This is a genomic window from Pseudogracilibacillus auburnensis (assembly GCF_003201975.1).
Taxonomy (GTDB): Bacteria; Bacillota; Bacilli; order Bacillales; family Amphibacillaceae; genus Pseudogracilibacillus; species Pseudogracilibacillus auburnensis.
Window position 1 is genome coordinate 173872 of record NZ_QJJQ01000002.1, and the last position, 22960, is coordinate 196831.

The window sequence follows — 22960 nt, forward strand, 5'->3', positions numbered from 1 at the left end:
TTGTTTTCTTATTATCTCCCACAGCATTTTTTATACTTTTTCCCGCTACCACAAGGGCAGGGATCATTTCTGCCTATTTTCACAACTCTTTTGTCATCCTTATGATTCACTTTGGTTGTCGGCAATAAACGTAAATGTTTTTTCTCCTGTGCATGTAACTCTGTTGATGTATATCCTTTCAAAAACCATTCCCGCGTATTATTCATCAGATGAACAACCTTATCCATTAATTCCTGGACGATTTCCATATTATCAAATTCGAAAGTACGGCTCAGAAAATGTAAAACGTCATTCGGTCCATCTCCAATTTTAGTAGCATACACACATTCTTCCACTACGTTATCTGCTTCCTCTCGATTTATTTCAAAGTTTTTTGTAATAAATTTAACCAATTGAACATAGCCTTGATTTTTTTCAACGAATCCAAGCTCACCAGATGTAAGAAGCTGTTGTTTTGTAAAAGGATAAAATGGTATACTGTGCCTCGACTGATGTTCCTGTTGTACTTTTTCTGGATCAAACACACGAATATTTGAATATAACCCTTCATCCATAAACAATTCTTCATGATAAGAATTGGCTTCTAAAATAACGGAACAGTATTCTTCAACATTTATCGTTTCTTTTGTATATTCCTCTATCATTTTTACCAGTTGTGATCTACTTAAAGTACCGTAATAATACAAAAGCCCGCGTGTCAGCTTGATCCACTCTGTATTCCTCTTTACTGTCGCCCTTATTTTCATATTATTTTTCCAACTAGCTATCAGTTCGATAAGTTCATTGGGAGCAGCCAGTATCTTCTTTCCTTTAAAAGTTCCTGTATAAATCAAACCATTCTTACGAAAATAGTTAATTTGATCGTCCTCTAAATTTGGTGCAATGATTTGACCATTATTATTTGCTATACTAATCAGTAATTTAAATCGTTCAACATCCAATTGAAAAGCAATTTGCTCAAGGTATTCAGGTATCCTCTCTGTTAATAATGCAATTAGCTCTGCCTTTTTCAGACTACTTGCATTTTTTATTTTCAATGTTTTACGGATTGTATCCAGTTCATATTTTGTATATTCTCTCAAAGCTTCATCCAGTGTAAAGGGAACTTTTATTTCAGCCCAATACTTTTGATACCGTTTTTCTGTCGCTTCTCTTCTCCATTCCTTTAAACCTGTTAAAAGCTGCTTCATATTTTTATCCAACTCTACATCTGTTCTGTCATTCATATAATTACACCTGCTTTCTATGGAAAGATTATAGTAGTTCGAATTATTCTCAGTATAATTTTAATATTGACTGATCGTCAAAGCCAAAAATACATTTCGTAAGTACCCGAAATGTGAAATAAACAGTCTGAAGGTCAGCAACATCGTCTTTCTACCACACCAATTTATACATCACTTTCTTCATTATCTTTCGCAATTAATAATAGACAACTTGTTTCTCTATTGATATGGATCCAACGACATTTTGATTTACATTATCAACCACTTGATTAGGCATGGTTTCCTGTTGCAGGAACATGTATTGCACATATGTCGAAAAACCATGCAAATTTCAGTATTTATCATTGGTGTACTAGTAGTTCCAACGATATTTACGCACATTAGTTTCGTTCTTTTCAATCAAGAACCCTTGAATCCTGTGATCTAAAAATCACTTTGTTTCTTGGATATTATTGACAGGCTCTCCATCTTTCCTAAAGAAGCCAAAAATACCAGCCGTTTGAATGATATTTGTAAATGCGTGAGGATCGATGTCTTTAATAATTCGTTCTAAATCATATAATTCATAACGAGTAATGACGAGATACAACATATTTTTTTTCTCTTTTGAATAAGCCCCTTGTACTGGGATAATGGTAATTCCCCGAATCATTTCTTTATGTATTGCTTGTTGCAACTCTTCTGCCTTTCCTGTCACAATCAACACGGTTACTTTTTCTTGGCTCGTATGAATCGCATCAATAACAAGTGTTGTTACATAGAGAGTCAACATCGTATACAAAGCATTCTCCGGTTCATTTAAAATCCCTGCAACCAAAATGATAACCGCATTTAGTGTTAAAAAATAGATACCTATTGGCTTATCCTGAAGTCGTGATAAAATCATTGCAACAATGTCCATTCCACCCGTTGAGGCACCAAGTTTTAAAGAGATCCCAACACCTATCCCCGCAATAACTCCACCCGCAACCGCATTTAAAATAATATCATCTGATAATGAAATGATCGGCAATATTTCCAAAAACAAAGTCGCAAATGCAACCGAGAGAATACTGTAAATGGTAAATCCTTTGCCAATTTTAACCCAACCTAAAATGAGAACTGGAATATTTAGAAGAAATAATAATATCCCGGTACTAATATCTATTGATAAAAAATCTTTAAATATACTCGATAAGAGCTGGGCTGCCCCACTAAATCCACTTGCGTATACATTTGCGTTAATTAGGAAAAAATTCAAGGATAATGCTACTAAAAAAGACCCTAAAATTACTACGGCAATCCGCTTTGCTTCCATTAAAAACATAGGAAATTCATCCTCCTTCAATTGATTTACCGTACATTTCATCTACTTTTAATAATCATGATTATACCATTTTGTTTTAAAAATGATCATTTAAAAGATATACAATAACTTCAATTCACCTAACAAGCTATTTCCCTTTATCATGATGAACATAACATTAATTTCCATATTACTATTATCTTGTATATTAAAGTAAATCTAGCATGATATGCATGTGAGTGTAGGACATAACTAAATGATCAACCGGATTAACGAATAATATACTATTTTAGCGCAAGAAATATACGTAGACTGCTGGTCGGCTAAGATCGCCACGCCCATGTGGCGACGAAGACACTATTACGTCCTGTGCGTCGCGGGAAAAAAAGCCTCGGTGAGACCCCGCCAAGGGCTATATACCGACGTTGGCCGCAAAGGCAGTTTTTAGTCGACCCTCCTTAAGCTTCACACGAGGAGGATCAACAGCCGTCCGCGGTAAAGGAGACACTGTGAAAGCGTAGCTAGAACAGATGTCGCTCTTATGCCTGTGGTGAAAGCGAAGTATATTTCTGGAACGGGTTATTTACGCTTATCGTTCGGATCTCCTCTATGCCCCAACCCCCAACCATTCCCTATAAGAGTAGTGAATTGAAATAAACTTTTTCAATCATTACATTCATTAATGGCGAGTAATTATATAGATTAAGCAACAAGTATATCAACAATACCATATTAAAGCGTAATACGTAAATTTACTTTTTGTAGGACGAAACGAAAGCAATTCATTTCTAAGTTATTTTATGACGTATGTAGGAACCCATTTATAAATCAAAAAGAATGTTGACAACAATCTCGTCAACATTCTTGTATGAAATAGATGTACGTCTCTACTGTTGAGGCGCTGAAGGTGTAGAAATACTCGATAATGCCTGTCCAGCAGCATCATTCGATAATTGATCTACTGCAAGATCACCTAAAGCAACAATCCCTACAATTTTCCCGTTTTCAACGACTGGCAAACGACGTATTTGCTGCTGTGCCATTAACTGTGCAGCTTGTTGTACGTCCATTTCTGGTGTACCTTGAACAACTTGTTGCGCCGTCATCACCTGGGATATAGGTGTTTGTGCCCCTTCTCCTTGTGCCGTCGCCCGAAGTGTAATATCCCTGTCTGTTATAATCCCTGTCATCTGTCCACCGCCATTTACAACTGGGATAGACCCAATGTTATATTCGCTCATGATAGCTGCTGCTTCCTGAACGGTCTGTGTATCATTTACTGTAACAACATTGGACGACATTATGTTACGTAATTGTTGCATCAATAATTACCTCCCTCATATAGTAGAATGGATTAATTTTCAAATATTATGAGAGGAATTTTGCCGTTTTTCCCATTCGTTATTTAAAGCAAAATATCTATCGTCGACTTTACTAAAACCCCGTTAACAGAAGTACTTTCTATGTGTTCTATTCGTAATGTATTGATTTCCTATTATATTGTTCAGCAGTTTTTCTTCTTGTAAATACCAATCTTTCCACATTGATTATGTTCTCTCAGAATAATCGGAAACAGTTCCCACAATAAAATCCTCCATTTTACTTAGTAAACCTTTTTATCAACAATCCACGCACCCATATAGGATGCGACTGCGAAAAAGTAACAAATTCCCATCTTAAAGAGTTTAATATCTCTAAATTACAGGAAATATGGCTATTATATTCCATATTATCATAAATTTACTTCATTTTCGTCAATTAAGCCATCAAATCTTAGTGCGAACCCCTTTATGTTTTCATGTGCACCTTAGGTTCGCACTTACATGCCTAATTAAAATGTAACAACTTTATATAACGAAACTCCTTCTGGAAAATCCTCATCAATCGCTACTTCATAATCTTTATAAGAACGGGCAACTTTATCAGTTACCTTTTTTATTTCAACTTTATCGAATAATTGATGTGATGGTGCATTACCATATATGCTCTCATGTGCAAAAACATACAAGCCTCTACATGCCATACGCCCTTTTGCAGCGGAACGATCTAAGTCCCACATATTGATAAGCGACTCCCAAAACACTTCCAAATCTTCTTCACGTACTCCTGTTTGTGTAGCAAATGCTGGTGTGTAAAATCCATATACTTCGTACATCCCATAAGGCAAATAAGCTTTACACCCCATCTGCCCATGGCGTGCTTCTTGTTCATCCTCTGATACAACTGTCTCATTTTTACCATCTGTTGCATTTGTTAATGCAACACGTGTAATTGTCATATCAAAAGGGGTTACTGGGTCGATCGAACGTGCGAAAGTTAATTGCATCGGTCCACGTACTTGTCCTGCATTATATTTTTTTGTCGACATGACTGCTCCAAACATGCGTGTATCAAAATATTGTTGACACATCCATTCACGTGCTTCTTTTACCACATCAGCAGATTTCTCTTCTGGATCTTCTTCCCCTATTGCTTCAAATGCTTTTCGCTGTTCGTTTGTTAATATTCCACGATTCATAAAATAAATATTAAATCCCGGTTTATCACCGCGTGTTATTTGCACATAGTCACGTACTCCGATTTATCATATTTACCTGTTCCGCTGACAACTTGGTATATGGTGAAAAAACAAAATAATACAATAATAAACAAGAGACACATAAAAGTGCCTCCTGTTTATACTTCCGCTACCTCGTGTAATTCCGAATCGTTATACATTTTTTGATCAAGTTCATTCGTTATTTTTGCAGTAGTCACCCCTGCTGTCATCGACCCACTAACATTAACTGCAGTACGTCCCATATCAATTAATGGTTCAATAGAGATGAGTACACCCGCCAAAGCAATAGGTAAATTTAATGCAGACAAGACGAGGATGGCTGCAAAAGTTGCCCCTCCACCAACTCCAGCTACTCCAAATGAACTAATGGCAACTATTGCAATTAGAGTTAAAATAAATGGTGCATCGATTGGCTGACCGACAGATGGTGCAATCATTACCGCAAGCATAGCAGGGTAAACGCCAGCACAACCGTTTTGACCGATTGATAACCCAAATGATCCAGCGAAATTTGCAATACCATCAGGTACACCAAGGCGCTTCGTTTGTGTATTAATATTCATCGGCAAAGTGGCAGCGCTTGAACGTGATGAAAAAGCAAATAGTAACGTTTCAGCTGATTTCTTCATATATGTGAACGGGTTTAATCCGGCGATTGCTAAAATAATTAAATGAATTAGAAACATAATGGCAAGTGCAATATAAGATGCGATAACGAATTTCCCGAGACTGAAAATAGATGCAAAATTAGATGTCGCAACCGTCTGCGTAATGATTGCTAAGATTCCATAAGGCGTAAGCCGTAGAACGATTCTTACGACACCCATAATTAATTCATACAGTGCATCGATACCTGTTTTAATCGTTTGTGCGATTTCTGGTTTTCTCCGGTTAACAGATAAATAGGCAAACCCTAAGAAAGCCGAGAATATCACGACACCAATCGTCGAAGTGGGGCGAGCACCTGTGAAATCTAAGAATGGATTACTCGGTAAAAAATCGAGCACTTGGTCGGGTAAAGTACGTTCAGCAATTTCAACAGATGTTTCTTCCATTGAAGCTCCACGCGCTAATTCATCTTCCCCTTGTATAATTGTTGCTGCATCGAGTCCGAATAATAATGTAACGACAATTCCAATGACCGCCGCAATTGCAGTAGTTCCAATTAAAATACCAAGGATACTTGAGGCGATTTTCCCGAAGTTTTGTCCGATTGTCACTTTTGTAAATGCAGCTAAAATGGAAATAAAAACGAGCGGCATCACAATCATCTGTAAAAGCTTGATGTAACCAGTCCCGACAATTTTAAACCATGGCATTGACTCTGTTATAACAGTCGATTCAGCACCATAGACTAGGTTTAAGACAAGTCCAAAAATGATTCCAAGACCAAGCCCAGCGAAAACACGTTTTGAAAAAGAAACCCGCTTCTGTTTCATCCTATACAATAAGGCAATAAAAATAAGTAAAACGAAAATGTTGATGAAGATAAATACTGTATTCAAAAATTACTACCTCCTTCTTTTTGATGTTATTCAAATTTTAATCAAATTAATACTACCTGTCAAGTGGGATTTAGGACTAAGTTAAATCTTATGGATAAATTCCCTTTACACTCTATAAATACATAAACTATAATAAATGTAGAAGAAGCTATTTAATTTTTCTTTCACTATTATAGAGCTACCAATAATGATTGCTTTTGTATTTAAAGGTTGGGACACAGCATATTTTCTTATGGCATCCCTCAGATTCACTATCACTTAATGGATGGATTTAATTTGCTAGCGAGGTGGCGATCTCTGCTTTGCAACTGTATTTCTACTTCATTCCGTTTACTTACTTCAAAACTTTAAAAATTCAATTTAACTACAGAGCGAATTACTCATTTGCAACACCATAAGGTACATGAACGGAGGGAAATTGCTTCGAAATACTTTTAATATGTGTTGTCTGATCATCGAAAAATATATGCGGCTGATAGATTTCTAGAACATTACTTTTGTTCATTCCCCCTAAAAAGAAGGCCTCATCGACTCTAATATCCCATTCTCTTAAAGTTGTAACAACACGCTTATGTGCTGGTGCATTTCTAGCCGTACAGACTGCAATTCGAATCTTCGAATGATAGTCTAATTTTTGTCTCTCCTTTTCTAATTCAGCTTTTTGAATCTTACAAATCTTTGTTAAGAAATTATACAATGGACCCGTTCCCATTGGTGTACTTCCATGTTTTGATTCGTGTTCACGGTACGCTTCCAGTCCCTTTGTCTGAAACACCTTTTCAGAAGCATCATCTGCCAATACCGCATCGAAATCAAATGCCATTCGTAATTCACTATCTGCCTCATTATCTTCGTAGTCAGTTTCACTCACATATCCCGCTGGGAAACCATGTTCAATCGCCTCTCTAACATCATCTTTATTTGCTGAGAGAAACAAGGATGCATTAAAGGCTTCCAAATATTTAAATGGATTTTTACCAGTAACAAACACTGCACGAGTAATGTCTAAACCATAATGTTCAATAGAATTAAACACGCGTAAGCCCGTGTCTGGGTCATTTCTAGAAAAAAGAACTACCTCAATAGGTTGAGATTCACCATCATTTAAATCTAGTAATCTTTTAACAAGCGGATAGACAACTCCCTGTTGTAAAATTTCAGTCTCATTTTCACGTTGGTATTTTCGGTACGTGCTCTCTCCCTCTGTAGTAAAAACCTTATCAGATTCTTTTAGGTCGAATAATGCACTCGACGCGATTGCAACAACCAGTTTGCCTGTAAGATCATAAACCATACAAATACCCCCCTATTACTTTAGCTAGATTGTAAATGAACTACTTTTACATTGTCAATTTTTACTTTTCAAAATCGTTGATAAATTCTTTTCGTTTTCCGTTCTTCCTCATCTTTTAGCGGTTCATCATATATTTCTGTTTAAGCAGAAACGACTTGATCCATCTTCTTAGAACTCACCTACTCCTACCGTTTATCATTAAAGTACATGGAAATGCTATGATTGCCACTGTATTTTTACTATTAAGTAAACAAACAAAAAAGCCTAACTATTTTATCTGGATTGTATTCCTTATAGGCCCTCCAAGTGCAACTACTCCTCCTGTATATAAATCCGAATATATGTCACCCGTAATGCCAAGTCGATGAATTTGATAGTGAATCCGACGTTCGTTTTTAAAAAAATCTCAAAGTCGCTATCCAAATTCCTTCACCTACTACACGTATTACCGCTCAAGCTGTAATACCATCATCGTAAGATTTGATTAAACTTTCCCCCTCCCTAGTTTCAGGAAGAGTGGCTTAAAATGCGTTTTCTTTGTAGAAAATACAGTTTTAAGTATATTAATGAAAACAAAGAAAGCAATATCTCTACATGTTACGTACAATGTTTCGACGATATCGCTTTCTTTTTTATCATAAACAAAATTTTATCACAGATTGATCTAGAATAGTCTTTTAAAAAAGGAGTTCACTGACTATTTTCCCATCCTTCACAATTAGCTTGTCATCTTTTAAAACATGTAAGTCTGTGCAAGGATTCTCATTTAATAGTAACAAATCTGCCTTCATTCCTTCCGTTAAAGTTCCTCTATCTTCTATTCCTAAACATGACGCAGCAATATTTGTAGAAGATTTTATTACATCGATTGGTTTCATTCCCGCTTCTTCCATAATTAAAAGTTCCTCAAAATAATACGCAGGGGGTGTTCCAGCTGAGCCGCAGTCTGTACCGGTAGCTATGTTCACTCCTAATTTTACTGCGTTTTTCAGCATCTCCATATGTGTATCAGTAATCTCTAATGCTTTTTCACGGGCAAAAGCAGGAATCTTTTCATACGTAGATAATCTGCGCATGACTGCCATCGTTGGTACTAGGTACATCCCTTTTTCCTTCATTAATTTTAATGCATTAGTATCAGCATATATCCCATGTTCTATTGTGTTTACCCCTGCTTTTATACAATTCATAATCCCTTCCAGTCCATCGGCATGTGCAGCTACTTTTTTATTTTTATTATGGGCTTCTTTTACGGCAACTGCAATTTCCTCATACGTTAACTGTGTATTACCAGGTTCCTCTCCTTCCGTATAAATACCTCCAGTAGCCATTACCTTTATTAGATCAGCACCTTCTTTTAAGATCTTTCTTGCAGCAGTTCTTACCCCATCAACTCCATCTGCTTCTCTTCCTAAACTATATACATGCCCTCCAGTTATACTAATAGATGTTCCTGAACTGATGATTGTTGGGCCTTTTAATAATTTAGAATTAATAGCATTTCTAACATGAATTGCAGTTCTATCTGGTGATCCAACATCTCTTACCGTTGTGATGCCAAGTTTTAAATAATCTAACGAATGCTTGTATGCACGTAATGTTACTTCATCATTTTCTAAATGTTCAATAACTGGCATCGGATCAGGGCTTCCATCCCATACCAAGTGAACATGGGCATCGATTAATCCAGGTATTACGTACTTTCCTTTTCCATCTATAACGGTGTCGGTTGATCCAGGTTCAACATACCCCAGCCCAATTTTAGAAATAGAGTCCCCTTCGATAATGATGTAGCAATTTTCTTTCACTTCATCAGAAATTCCATTTATTAAATTACAATTGTTGATAATTAATCTCACTTTATTGTCGCCTCCGTAGCTTTTATACATATTGCACTGAATCATAGTCTACTTTGAGTAGTCTGATTACTATAATCTTGTTTTTACTTTGCGAAAAATGCATCTGCATTTTCAGAGTCAGAATGCTTGGTAATTAAGGATACAAGTACTAATAGGATAAGAGAAGTTGTAGCGCCAATATAAATAGTTGGAATGCTAGAATTCACGCCGAATTCCCAAATTAGCGTCGAAAGCAACCCTCCAGAAATAGAAGCAACTGCCCCCTTATACGTTGCACCTCTCCATAGAAAAGCTGCTAGAATCGGGAAGAATACCCCTGCACCATAAACTGTATAACCTACAAGCATAAATCTTAAAAATGTATCAAACCATAATGCCCCTGCAAGACCAATAAGTCCTAATACGACAACAGCAATCCGAGTGATAATTAATATTTGTTTGTCTGTTGCGTCTTTATTAATAAATCGATTATATAGGTCTTTAGAAATATTTGTTGCTGGGGATAACAAGTAAGAGTCAGCAGTCGACATAACAATTGATAAAATTGCAAGCAATAGAATCATACCTAAAAATGGATTTAATAATTCTGTTGCAATAACGTAAACAGCTAGATCAGGGTTTATATCAGGAAACATGACAGCAGAAGAAACAGCAATCACAAAAACTAATAACATGACCGTTACTCCCCCGATTAATCCAAGTACAGCCCCTTTTCGTGCAACTGATGCAGACTTAGCTGAATACATCCTTTGATATAAATTTTGGTCTACAGTTGCTAGCATTAAAAATGGAAGTGCGATCGCTAATGCTCCAGATAGACCAAGTCCTCCAGTAAGTTCAAAGTGAGATGATGGTAAATTTATCTCCCAACCAGAAAAGCCACCAGCAGAACTGAATGCAATAGGGGCGGCGATCAGTAGCCCAATTAACAACATTGCATACTGTAAGACATCTGTATAAGCTACCGAATACATCCCACCCATAACAGTATAAAAAATGACTAAGAGTGCGCCAATAATTGCTCCAATCTTTGGATCGATGTTTGTCACCGCTTCCAAAACATACGACATTGCTTTAATTTGTGATCCAACAATACCAGTAAAAGCGATAATAATGGTTACGGAACCAATTACTTTAGCAATAGGCCCATATCTTAATTCTAAAAGATCTGGTACCGTATATAAATTTAATCTGCGTAGCTTTTTAGATATAGCAATAACAATAGAGATAGCAGCTGTACCACCTAAAACCCACCAAAGTGCTCCAAAACCATTGGAATAGGAAATGTTTGCATGACCAACTACAGTACCAGCACCAAGCCACCCAGCAATAATTGTTCCAGTTAGTACAGGAAGTGTCAATCCTCTACCTGCAACTAAATAGTGATCCGAGTCCTTCGCTTTTCCGGCTCCAACGAAACCGATAATGATTAAAATAATTAAATAAACTATCATTCCGATTAAAAAAATGTTCATTTATTCATTCCTTCCCTTCTTTTGTTATCCGAGAGAAAATAAAAACTGTCTCAAATAGACGCATTGCAAAAATAATGAAATGTAAATGATGCTGAATGACTATTTCATCGTATTTTCCTCCTTCCCCCAATAAATATGGGCAGTGTTTTTAGATAATTTGGTGAATTGAAGATAATGATAATAATATATATTCAAACCTTCAATTTGTCTAATATATTAATTGACTTACACTGATATGAAATATATATTAATAGAAAAGTACAATCACATTAATTGAGGATTCTGTATTCATTTTATGTATAAAAAGGAATGGAGTGGTTTGCTTGCAATTTCATCAAATAAAGTATTTTATTGCCGTAGCTGAAACATTACATTTTGGTAATGCCGCAAAAAAATTAAATATGTCGCAACCTCCACTAAGCCAACAAATTCAAAAGCTGGAAGAGAGTTTGGAAGTGAAATTATTCAATCGAACGAAACGTAATGTAGAATTAACAGAGGCAGGAAGTGTTTTCTTACAAGAGGCTTATAAAATAATGGAACAAATTGAATCTTCTACTGATAAGATTAAGCAACATTCGAATGGGGAAATTGGAGAATTAATATTGGGTTATTCTAGTTATTCTATTTTTGATGTATTGCCGATGATATTAGATACGTTTTATAAGCTTTATCCAACTGTCGAGGTAAAACTAAAGCATTTAAGTACTGCTAAGCAAATCGAGGCTTTCGAAAACTCTGAAATTCAAGTAGGTTTATTATGTCCACCTATTGATCAAACAAATTTGAACTTAGAACTTATCTACAGTCAACCTTTTATAGTTGCGTTGCCATCAAATCATCCATTGTCTAGGGATAATAAAAATGAATCTTTACATATAAGTGAACTTTCAAATTGTCCCTTTATTTTGACACCTAGAAGCATTGGAACTGGTTATTATGATTCAATTATTAACTTATGCTTTGATGCACATTTCAGTCCAAAAGTTGTTCAAGAAGTAAATGATTTACATGAACTCATATCATTAGTATCTACAGGACTCGGAGTTTCAATTGTACCAGAATCCCTCATCCAATATAAAAAAAGCAATGTTGTATTTAAACGATTAAATAATGACCAATTCAAAGTAGATACGGCTCTAGTTTACAAAAATACTGAAACTTCTCCAGTTGTATACAACTTCATTGACATAGCAAGGAGGATTTTGAGGGATACGGTGTAAAGTTGATTCTCGACCCCGCCTGAGCCAGCGGGGTCTTCGGACTCATGGGTCTTTGATGCTTGTGCCATCAAAGAGTGTTTACTTGTCCTTAAAAATCGATTGCTGAGGTAATTGTTCATTTAAAAGTCGAATTAATGAATTAATGTACATATAGATGCTAACTGTTGAGTGGTAATTACCTTCAACCTGTCTTTGCTCCACTACGACAACAGGGCTTAAATTGCGCATAAGATCGGCATGGGGTTTTTCGTACCTTGGCATCTGATTTCTAATATAAAGAGGATAATTCAACTTCATTTGTCTTCTGCTTTCTGTTGCTAACGTATCAAAAACAACCGAGCTCTTTCCTGAGCCGGAAGACCAGTAAATACAGTGATTTTTTCTTTTGGTATATTTACATCAATATTTTTTAAGTTATTTTCTTTAAGCCCTCTTAAAATGATTTCATCTTTTATTTCCGACACTTTATCATCCCTTCTGATTTTTTCTGCAAAGAAAATTCCTTGACTTACATCAAACCCAATGGGAAGACAACAATAACATTATAACAGAGACGGTGCTCCCTCAAACCGTCAATAGATGAAAACACTCGTATCACCGATTTTTCGTTAAAAAATTCACTTCCTATTAAGCGATTCTAGGAAAAATTCAGCGCTGTTTAAGAAAAGTGAAAAATGATACATTTTTAGGATGGATGAATGTAAATATTGAAGGCGTGATCTTTACACAACCATATCATTATTACCAATAGAACAGTTGAATGTTACTTTGAAAAAGTAGAATGACAAAAAAATTAAGTTTTCCCAGTAGGAAGTGGATGATTTAGATGAAACCGTTATGAATTCAGAAAAGGTAACACATAAAAATGAAGTACCTTCCGACGATGGACGAAATAATGTTCTTACTTTAATTATAAACGTCATGGTTATCATAGAAAAAAGAAGTAACCGCTCCAGGTCAGTTGACGATTACTTCTTTAACAAAATGACGAAAATTAATATAACATTTTACACAACGGAAAAAGCGTTTCATCCACTCTTGATTCTATACAATTTAAGCCTAAAAATCACCATGATGAACCATGTATTTAGGGCTGTTTAAGAAGAAACATAGGTAGATCTCAACTTATATTTCAACACTTTTCCTTGCAAACTTCTTGGTAAAGGATCATCCACAAATTGCACTTCATGCGGGATTTTATAATCTGCCATTTTTCCTTTACAAAATGCTAACAGTTCTTCTTCATGTAAATCAGAACCTTCCCTTAAATGAATAATCGCCATCGGAACCTCGCCCCATTTATCGTTCGACATTCCAATCACCGCAGCTTCGGTTACATCAGGATGTTCATATAACACTTCCTCTATTTCTGCCGGGTACACATTAATTGCTCCTGATAAAATCATATCCTGTTTCCGGTCAACCAAATAATAAAAACCTTCATCGTCCTGTTTCGCCATGTCTCCTAGCCCTAACCATTCTCCTCTAAAAGCTGCTTCGGTAGCTTCCAGATTACCATAGTACTCATCACACAATGTCAATCCTTTCACCAAAATTTCACCTACTTCCCCACGATCCACCTCATCTCCATCTTCATCAACCAATTTCACTTCCATTCCTAACATTGGAAGCCCCACTGAACGATCCTTTTCATTCATATATTCAGGGAACAAGTTCGTTGATCCACCGTGCTCAGAAGCCCCATAAAACTCATTCAATTCGGCTTCTTTAAAAAAATCCATCGTTTTATTCTTAGTCCCTCCGAGAAGCGGTGCTCCGACAGAAATAACCGATTTGATCGAGGATACATCGTACTTTTGTTGAATCTCTTCAGGCAAAGCAAAAATCGCATCAAGCATAGGGGGGGCCAAAAATGTCGTAGTTACTTTCTCTTCATCGATCGCTTTAAGTAATTCTTCTGGATGAAAACGTTCAATGATATGGACCGGATTCCCAACGAAAAAATTAGGCATTGAAATCGATAAAGCTGCTGCACCAAATAAAGGACCTGCAGCCAGACCCTTTCCGTTCCGACCTATCGAGAATTCGATACTGAAAAGCAATCCGACCAAATACATGCTGCGATGCGACCGCACTGCTCCTTTTGGGAGGCCCGTCGTTCCACCAGTGTATAAATAACATATCGTATCCGATTCATGTAAAGGCTGTTCTGGGATGGGTTCCACTTTCGGGTAATCTGATATCCATCTCTCATACTCCACCGACGCTGGAACCGCGACTTCACCAACTGTGATAAATAGCTTCGTTGTACTAAGCTGGTCTACTACCTCCCTTATTTGACTAGAAAAGCGATGATCAAAAATAAGTAAATCAGCACGCGAATCATTGAGGACATGTTTAATTTCCCGACCAACAAACCTAGCATTAATTGGAATGAACACTGCACCTATTTTACTACAAGCATAAATAGTCTCAAATAATTCATTACAATTTAAAAGCATAAATGCTACTTTATCACCTTGTTTTATACCGATTTCTTTAAACGCATGAGCTAACTGATTGATACGCTCGTTAAATTCCTTGTAAGTAAACCTCCGCCCATTAAATGAAAGCGCTTCCTTTTTAGCGTAACGAATAGCATTCAGTTTAATCGGATCACTAAAAATCATTTGATTCATTTTCATTCCCCCTATTATTGAATGAGCATTCATTCTTTTCATTATCTTATCAAATATAACATATGATGCCAAGCACTTATTTCAATTAGAGGGTGATTATTGTAGATGAATGGAGCCACTACGCATAATTTTGAGCCATTCATTGGCTCATTCTGTCCGCAATACTCAAAAGACAACTGCATTAATCTGCGTATAATATCCATCTCCTTTTGATGTATTAGGAGTGATTACTCGAAAAATACACCTCTTCAAATGGTTAGATAATCACAAATCCCTCACCAGCAAACTCCATCTATTATTTGGGCAGGATCGCCTTTTTCCACATCTTTCATAGCCTGAATCCTCCAACCACCTATATTACCGAAACACGCTAAAATACTTAATCCATAAATCTAATTTCCACTGCAAAGTTATTCATAAATGTCTTATGTTAAATTGCTTTTTATCTTAGATAAAGTCCTCGAAACTTTTTTAGCTGAATAATTTAAAGACTCTTTTTCTGTAGCAGATAATGGTAGACCGATAATATGTTCAATTCCGTTTCTCCCAAGAATCGTCGGTACACCCAAACAAATATCGTGGTAACCGTATTCTCCTTGCAGGTATGCGATTGCCGGCAAGATACGACGCTTGTCTCGTAAAATTACTTCAGCCATTTGTACAACAGAGGCAGCTGGAGCAAAGTAGGCACTGCCATTACCGAGAAGATTGACAATTTCTCCCCCTCCTCTTCGGGTTCGCTCGATTATTGCGTTAAGTCTCTCTTCTGAAATCAGTTTATCTAAAGGAATGCCTCCTGCACTGGAATAACGAATTAGCGGAACCATCTCATCACCATGTCCGCCTAGTACAAAACCTGTCACATCCTCAACAGAAATGTTTAGCTCTTCCGCCACAAATGTGTTAAATCGTGCTGTATCTAGTATCCCCGATTGACCAATTACTCTATTTTTGGGAAACCCCGTAGCCTTATAACAAACAAATGTCATAATATCAACAGGATTACTCAATACGATAATATAACTATTTGGTGCATACACAGAGATTTTTTCAGCTACTTCCTGCATTATCGTAACATTAGTTTCCAACAAATCATCCCGACTCATATTAGTTTTACGTGGAATCCCTGCAGTTATGATAACCAAATCCGAATTCCGCAGATCATTATAATCAGTCGTGCTTGCAATTTTGGTATTAAATTTTTCTACGGCTCCAGATTGTAACAGATCAAGAGCCTTTCCTTTTGATGAATCTGCTTTTTCAGGGATATCTACTAAAAAAATATCTCCCAGCTCCTTTTGAGCCAAAAGTAACGCTATCGTTTCACCGGTGTTTCCTGTACCGATAATAGCAATTTTATTACGAGTAAATGCCATCGATTTTCACCGCCTCCCCGCTATTTACTCATCCTTCTTCATAACCTTTCTTTTCTTAACGGTAGAGCTTGTTTTTGACTTTGACTTTGACTTCGATTGATGCTTCTTATTTGTAGGAGATTTTTTGTATGATTCTCTCCCTTTGAGAAATCTCTCTATCTCTTCGTCTGGATGAGGAATAATATGGTGAGCCACAACATCTCCTACTTTATTAGCTCCTTCTATCCCAGCGTCAACTGATGCCTTAACTGCTCCAACGTCCCCTTCGATATAAACAGAGACCAGTGCTCCACCAATTTTTTCACTTTTAACTAAACTTACATTTGCAGTTTTTAGCATGACGTCAGCTGCTTCAATTGCACCGATAAGTCCCCTAGTTTCTATCATCCCAAGCGCTTTCCCCAACTGCCACACCTCTTTTTCAATAATAGTCTCAATCAATCGCCTATTAATTTAATCCGCTTTTTTAAATATTTGGCTCTGTCTCTTGCAAGCGGTGTTACAATAGTCGATTTATTAATAAAAATTGTTGGTCTGTCAATAGTATCTACTAACTTCTCTGTTAATAGCTTCCCATTAAAATTTATCCCTACATCTTGCACTTTGGTTGATTTGAAATTTGGTTCAAATTCCTTTCTTATCAACACCCCGGATTGTCCAGTATTTATTAGGCTTGCATTTGCTTCATCTGTATCAATATGCATCTCAAGTCTATAATTTGGAGATACTCGGACTAGCACATTTTTAAACGTAATCGACCGTACCGTGTGCGTACTTACTTCGACATAATCTCCATGCTGAACTCCAAAATAATTCGCATCTTCTAGGGACATATGGATATGATTTTTAGCTATGATCAATCCTTCTTTTAAATAAATGCTTCCTCTTGGTCCGACAATTGTTATCGGAGAAGATCCTACAATATCACCAGATTCACGCAAAGGGGGATTTACACCTAAAGTGACTGCATCCGTTTTAGATATCTCTACTTGGGTATCTGTTCTAGTTGGACCTAACACTCTTATCCTTTGAATACTCCCCTTTGAACCGACAATCGTGACTGTTTCATTAGCCGCAAATTGCCCCGGTTGAGATAAATCCTTTTTTGGGGTCAGTTTATATTCATTACCAAACAATTTCTCTACATCCATTTCGCTTAAATGGCAATGTCTAGCTGAAACAGCAATTGGTATTGGCCTCTGAAAAGAATGCGAATTTGATAATTGATAAATGACTTTTGATACTACATTACGAATAGCATTTTCATTCATAAAGAGTCCTCACCACCATTTGCCTTCTGTTATTAGTCATTTTTCAAAATGCTTTCAAGTTCGACATGTGGTCGTGGGATTACATGCACAGATAATATTTCTCCTACTCGTTGTGCCGCCTCCGCTCCAGCTTCTATAGCAGCCTTAACTGCGCCTACATCTCCACGTACATAAACAGTTACAATTCCCCCGCCGACTTGAACCTTCCCAGTCAGCTGGACATTTGCTGACTTGACCATTGCATCTGCCGCTTCAATAGCTGCTGTTAACCCCATTGTTTCGATCATACCTAATGCTGTTTGATCCGTTTGCATTTATTTATTCCTCCTCTAATTGAAATTTTAGCCTTTCTTATGATTAGGGTTCAGCTTCAAGGTCAACGGAATCTATAATTCCGATGACCCGAGCATCTACGGGAACTTGTTTTTCACCCCAGACAGCAGCAGTACTGCCTTGTGTCACCATAACCATGTCACCGACTCCTGCCCCGAGCCGATCGACAACGATAATAGGTTCTCGCCCTAGATTCTCCCCATCATTCAGACCAGGTTTCACAATCAAAAACTTTAGCCCTTTAAGTCCTTCTTCTTTTCTTGTCGCCCAAATATTCCCGACTACTTTTCCAACGAGCATGTATCCTCTCCTCCATCGGACTTAACTTTTATAAAATACACCTGCTAAAATTATAAACTTAGATTTTTGATAATACTTCATGCAACTCATTATGTGGGCGAGGGATTACATGAACAGAAATCAACTCTCCTACACGCTGAGCTGCCTCACTTCCTGCCTCGGTAGCAGCTTTAACAGCTCCCACATCTCCAGTCACTAGCACAGTGACGATGCCTCCGCCAACGTGTTCTTTTCCAATCAACGTAACGTTTGCCGCCTTCACCATCGCATCTGCCGCCTCCAAAGATGCAACCAATCCTTTTGTTTCAATCATACCTAATGCACCGTTAATTTCTTTAGCCATCAATGTTCCTCCTCATTAGTTTAAATAATTTCTTGCTATGTTTTGGACAATTTTCGTAACTATTTCTTGGTCAATTTCCCCGCAAGAATGATCAATGCTTTTGACCGCTTTGATAACCTCGTTTTTTATATCAGTATTTTCAACTAAACTTGTAACTTCTTTATTATAGTTTGCATTTTTTTGGGGAGTAGGGATATCCATTTCTTTAATGCCGTATGCTATCCGTTTTGTATTAAATAAATGAGTTACTGTTATGTTGTCAGATGAGATATTTCCTCCATAAGAGCCACATCCGAGTGTCAAGGAAGGGGGCAATCCAGTTGTTGCACCTGCAGCACCAATTGATGCAAGCGTATTCACCATAATCCTAGACACTGGCATATTCAGGCCAAATGTTTGGATCGCTTGTTCATCATTTGAATGGATCGAGCAACTATGTCCTCTTCCACCATTATTCAACAACTTTATACATAGCTCATGAGCCTCTTTCTCGTTATTGATTGTATATAACGGGAAAATTGGTGCTAATTTTTCAATTGAAAAAGGATGATGCTTTGAAACAATCTCCTCTTCCGCGATTAAGACAGTTGTTCCTTCTGGCACTTGAAATCCTGCCATTTCAGCAATGACGTGAGCTGACCTCCCTACAATATTTGGATTAAGCTTCCCTTTTTCGGGTGAGATAATCCGCTCAAGCCGTTCTTTTTCCGCAGTATCAACGAGATAGGCTCCATTGTTTTTCAATTCTCTTAAAGCTATTTGTTTAATATTTTTATGAACAACGATTGACTGCTCTGTTGAACATAGAGTGCCGTTGTCGAATGTCTTGCTGTCAATAATCATTTTCACAGCCTTTTTTACGTTTGCCGACTTTTCCAAATAAACAGGACCATTACCAGGACCGACTCCGTACGCAGGCTTACCTGAACTATAGGCGGCTTTCACCAAACCTCCGCCTCCTGTAGCAACGATTAAATCGATTTCTGGATGTTTCATTAGTTCTGTTGTGGTACCCATTGTAGGTTCTTCTATCCAACCAATTAACCCTGTAGGTGCCCCGGAATCTATTGCGGCTTGATGACATATTTTTAATGCTTCAACTGTACATTTCTTTGCTGTTGGATGAGGACTAACGACAATTGCATTCTGTGCTTTTAATGAAATTAAGGTTTTATATATTGCCGTAGAGGTTGGATTCGTCGTCGGGCAAATTGCGGCAATCACGCCAAATGGATAAGCAATTTCTGTTACTTTCTTTTTTAAATTGCGGCGAATAATTCCAACCGTTTTTTTATCTTTTATGGACTCATAAACACCCATGGATCCTAGTTCGTTTTTAATTTTTTTATGTTCTACAATACCCATCCCAGTTTCCTCAACCGTTAATTTAGCCAAATATTCTGATTTTTCATATGCTTTTTCAGCTATATTTTTTATAATCTGATCAATTTGCTCTTGGGTGAATAATTGAAATTTCTCTTGTGCTGCTTTTGCTTTTTCTACTGTTAGCTTCATCACATCTACTGATGAAGATGAATAGATTGTACTTAACATTCTCACCACCCTTTCTTTACAGCCCTTCCTATTGTTTAAATAAATAACAAGACAGTCCTGCACTTATTTCAATTGTATTTATAAAAAGTAACAAGTTCGTTTTCGTGAGTCTTATGCTGAACGGATTTCGAAGAAAAAGGCAGCTTGGAACTTAGTTCATTCCAGCGTTCAATTTCTACACTATCTAATGCTTGCATGAAAGAAGGTGGATCGACATGGTCATTTTCCCAAAGTGTCATAGAGATTTCTTCCCATCTGTCAATCTCTTCTTTCGTCAGCGCTTCTTTTGAAGTCAATGATGTTTCATTTAACTTCTGTACCACTAATCTAGTAACCTTCTCAATCAAAGCTGCATCCATATTATCACCTCTTTTTTGTCTATCTCATTGTCTGAAGATATTCAATCGCTAATCTATCTGTATCCTCGGAATATTTTTCCCCCAATGCTTCTGCTGTTTCATTATCACGACTTCCTACCCATGAAATAAGTTGAAGCCTTCTCATCATAATGAATGTAGGAATCTCTTCCACCTCTTCTGGAGTAAGAGCTCGAACCTTGCGATACCCTTTCATCCATGACTCGACAAGATCCGGAACATACAGTTTATCTTCAATGAAGCTTAACGAGGTTCCAAGATCAAATAAATACCATCCAAACCCACAATCATCAAAATCTATTACACTAATTTGATCCTTATCGACTAGAAGATTTGCCAAACGCAAATCCGCATGAATAAGTCCAAATCGATCCCTCGTTTTTCCGAAAGTCTCTAACCTACTTTTAATCGTCTTTGACACGACTTCAAAGAGTTCTTTTCTTTCAGGAGTTATTCCTTTTCCGTCCTGCCACCTAGCCCATTTCGGTCTGTCGCCAAGTATGTTTTCATAATCCCAGGTTAGCCTATTTTTTCGTTTAAACGTATTATGATTCAGAATACTATGTTCATGTAATTGGGCGGTAACTTCTCCAAGATTCTCAAATTGGTTGATTAGTTCACTCTCTTTACTTTCATCTGGTTCTTTTCCTTCTAGGTAAGTAAATAGGGTACAATAATATTCTTGTGGGTCATTTTTTAACCTGACAGAATGGATATATTCATTATTTCTTCCCTTTATCGGCATAGGTACCGAAAGCGGCGAAGAATCATGGATAGACTTTAGCCATTTCAATTCACTTTCAATTTCCACCTTCGTATGATAATTAGGACGGCTGACACGAAGTATGTGTTTCATTTCTGTTTTGGGATCTGTTACTAAATACGTTGCATTTTCAGAGTAATTAATTAGCTTTATCTCTACTTCTTGAGTTAGTGCAGGATAAGTATTTATCCCGTGCGCTGCCACTTCATTAAATACTTTTAATGCATCTTTCCAACTCTCGGCTTGTAGATTGCTCAACTTTTATTAACTCCTTTCAACATTTACTCTTATTTATAACGTGCAATTTGTGCGGCTTCTTTTATGCTTTTTTCGCAACGAGCTAATAACTCATCACAATATTGTTTATCTAATAGAAGTCCCGGCTTAAATTGAAGAACACGATTATCCAACATTGAAAAAATAGCCCATACACCATTTTCATATAATGTTTGCGTAACAAATTTTGCTCCTGTTGGATGATCGAATTCTAAGCCGAATACGACACCCAATTGGCGAATCCCTACAAAAAACTCAGAATATCTCTCTTTAAGTCTCTCTAGTCCTGTACGTAAATAACGTGCGACGTAATCAACATTTTCGAGTACTTCTTTTCGCTGAGACATTTCTAACACTTTCATAGCAACAATACAACCTAACTCTGAACCACCAAATGTTGAGATATGTGCGAATCCATCATCATTCATCCAATTTCCAGCTGCCTCATTGACAACTGTAGCTCCAATTGGATAAATACCACCACTTAACCCTTTTGCTGTTACTAGAATATCGGGTTTTATGCCATAATGCTCGAATCCCCATAGTTTTCCCGTACGCGATAAGCCTGTTTGTACTTCATCAGCTATGTACAATGTTCCATACCTCTCACACATTTCCTTGACAGCAGCAAGATAACCATCTTTTGGCAAAGGAAAACCGTATGTCGCCGGAATTGTTTCAACAATCACACAAGCAACATCGCCAGCAGATAATACACTTTCCATTACAGATACATTATTGAATGGAACTTGTATAAATTCTTCGGAACTCCCTTCACTTAAAAAAGGTTTTGAATATCGTTCATTCCCTAAAGAAACGGAAAGACCGGTATGACCATGGTATGCGTACTCGATTGAGACAATCTTTTTTCTTTTCGTTGCGTATCTTGCAGATTTTAAGGCTACATCAATTGCTTCTCCTCCACTACTAGAGAAAATGGTATATTTCAAATTGTCAGGAGTGCATTCCACAAGCTTTTCGGCAAGTAAAGCACGGGTAATAGAAGGAAAATGGTGATTCCCCAGATCAAATTGCTCCAACGCACTCTTCAATTCAGAAATTATTTCCGGGTTTCGATGTCCTAAATTATACGTCCCACCGTTTAGATGAACATCCATCAGTTCTTTACCTTCCATGTCATATAAATAGTATCCTTCTCTTCTTCCGATAACGAGATCAACACCATCATTCTGCCATTGCATTGTTTTCCCAGGGTTCCAATACCTAATTGATTTATCTAAAATTGATTTTTTACTTACGTTAAACATGTAATTTATCCACATCCTTTATCACATTTTCTA

At 37.0% G+C, this 22960-nt stretch carries 20 protein-coding genes and 1 pseudogene; 1 reads left to right on the forward strand and 20 read right to left on the reverse strand.

The genetic code is table 11. The features are described 5' to 3' along the window. Positions 1-11: 11 nt before the first annotated feature. The 8 genes from DFR56_RS03910 to DFR56_RS03950 all read right to left on the reverse strand — a co-directional run bounded on the left by DFR56_RS03910 (position 12) and on the right by DFR56_RS03950 (position 11204). Positions 12-1226, reverse strand: coding sequence for a YecA family protein (locus DFR56_RS03910; RefSeq protein ID WP_110394124.1), 1215 nt, complete (start codon positions 1224-1226; stop codon positions 12-14). Positions 1227-1656: 430 nt separating this feature from the next. Further along, on the reverse strand, positions 1657-2532 hold the full coding sequence (locus DFR56_RS03915) for a YitT family protein (RefSeq protein ID WP_110394125.1): 876 nt from the start codon (positions 2530-2532) through the stop codon (positions 1657-1659). A gap of 866 nt (positions 2533-3398) precedes the next feature. Then, positions 3399-3833, reverse strand: a complete 435-nt coding sequence (locus DFR56_RS03920) for a CBS domain-containing protein (RefSeq protein WP_110394126.1) — start codon at positions 3831-3833, stop codon at positions 3399-3401. Positions 3834-4342: 509 nt separating this feature from the next. Further along, positions 4343-5074, reverse strand: coding sequence for a type I-C CRISPR-associated protein Cas7/Csd2 (gene cas7c, locus DFR56_RS03930; protein ID WP_244916421.1), 732 nt, complete (start codon positions 5072-5074; stop codon positions 4343-4345). A 113-nt stretch (positions 5075-5187) separates the two neighbouring features. Further along, positions 5188-6510: an L-cystine transporter gene (locus DFR56_RS03935; RefSeq protein WP_110394322.1), complete on the reverse strand. Its 1323-nt coding sequence runs from the start codon at positions 6508-6510 to the stop codon at positions 5188-5190. Between the two features lie 442 nt (positions 6511-6952). Next, a complete protein-coding gene (locus DFR56_RS03940) occupies positions 6953-7870 on the reverse strand; it encodes a 5'-nucleotidase (RefSeq protein ID WP_110394128.1) in 918 nt (305 codons plus the stop codon). A gap of 677 nt (positions 7871-8547) precedes the next feature. Beyond that, positions 8548-9729, reverse strand: a complete 1182-nt coding sequence (locus tag DFR56_RS03945) for a metal-dependent hydrolase family protein (RefSeq protein WP_244916422.1) — start codon at positions 9727-9729, stop codon at positions 8548-8550. Positions 9730-9812: 83 nt separating this feature from the next. Then, positions 9813-11204: a sodium:solute symporter family protein gene (locus DFR56_RS03950; protein ID WP_110394130.1), complete on the reverse strand. Its 1392-nt coding sequence runs from the start codon at positions 11202-11204 to the stop codon at positions 9813-9815. Positions 11205-11527: 323 nt separating this feature from the next. Here DFR56_RS03950 and DFR56_RS03955 point away from each other — a divergent pair, with 323 nt between their 5' ends. After that, a complete protein-coding gene (locus tag DFR56_RS03955) occupies positions 11528-12427 on the forward strand; it encodes a LysR family transcriptional regulator (protein WP_146214242.1) in 900 nt (299 codons plus the stop codon). Positions 12428-12520: 93 nt separating this feature from the next. Here DFR56_RS03955 and DFR56_RS03960 read toward each other — a convergent pair. The 12 genes and pseudogenes from DFR56_RS03960 to DFR56_RS04020 all read right to left on the reverse strand — a co-directional run. After that, positions 12521-12891: pseudogene (locus DFR56_RS03960) on the reverse strand (P-loop NTPase family protein); the annotation flags it as partial. Positions 12892-13524: 633 nt separating this feature from the next. Next, positions 13525-15066, reverse strand: coding sequence for an AMP-binding protein (locus tag DFR56_RS03970; RefSeq protein ID WP_158525495.1), 1542 nt, complete (start codon positions 15064-15066; stop codon positions 13525-13527). A gap of 425 nt (positions 15067-15491) precedes the next feature. After that, a complete protein-coding gene (gene mdh / locus DFR56_RS03975; protein WP_110394134.1) occupies positions 15492-16442 on the reverse strand; it encodes a malate dehydrogenase in 951 nt (316 codons plus the stop codon). A 24-nt stretch (positions 16443-16466) separates the two neighbouring features. Continuing rightward, positions 16467-16847 (reverse strand): BMC domain-containing protein, encoded by a 381-nt coding sequence (locus DFR56_RS23670; protein WP_110394135.1) that lies wholly within the window; start codon positions 16845-16847, stop codon positions 16467-16469. Positions 16848-16879: 32 nt separating this feature from the next. After that, a complete protein-coding gene (pduL, locus tag DFR56_RS03985) occupies positions 16880-17713 on the reverse strand; it encodes a phosphate propanoyltransferase (RefSeq protein ID WP_110394136.1) in 834 nt (277 codons plus the stop codon). A gap of 32 nt (positions 17714-17745) precedes the next feature. Then, positions 17746-18027 (reverse strand): BMC domain-containing protein, encoded by a 282-nt coding sequence (locus DFR56_RS03990; protein ID WP_110394137.1) that lies wholly within the window; start codon positions 18025-18027, stop codon positions 17746-17748. Between the two features lie 43 nt (positions 18028-18070). Beyond that, a complete protein-coding gene (locus tag DFR56_RS03995) occupies positions 18071-18346 on the reverse strand; it encodes a EutN/CcmL family microcompartment protein (RefSeq protein WP_110394138.1) in 276 nt (91 codons plus the stop codon). Between the two features lie 58 nt (positions 18347-18404). Next, positions 18405-18689, reverse strand: coding sequence for a BMC domain-containing protein (locus tag DFR56_RS04000; protein WP_207518885.1), 285 nt, complete (start codon positions 18687-18689; stop codon positions 18405-18407). Between the two features lie 15 nt (positions 18690-18704). After that, positions 18705-20243, reverse strand: coding sequence for an aldehyde dehydrogenase family protein (locus DFR56_RS04005; protein ID WP_110394139.1), 1539 nt, complete (start codon positions 20241-20243; stop codon positions 18705-18707). Between the two features lie 68 nt (positions 20244-20311). Continuing rightward, a complete protein-coding gene (locus tag DFR56_RS04010) occupies positions 20312-20602 on the reverse strand; it encodes a hypothetical protein (protein WP_110394140.1) in 291 nt (96 codons plus the stop codon). Between the two features lie 19 nt (positions 20603-20621). Next, positions 20622-21641, reverse strand: coding sequence for a phosphotransferase enzyme family protein (locus tag DFR56_RS04015; protein ID WP_110394141.1), 1020 nt, complete (start codon positions 21639-21641; stop codon positions 20622-20624). 29 nt (positions 21642-21670) lie between these two features. After that, positions 21671-22927, reverse strand: a complete 1257-nt coding sequence (locus DFR56_RS04020; protein WP_244916423.1) for a class-III pyridoxal-phosphate-dependent aminotransferase — start codon at positions 22925-22927, stop codon at positions 21671-21673. Positions 22928-22960 lie beyond the last annotated feature (33 nt).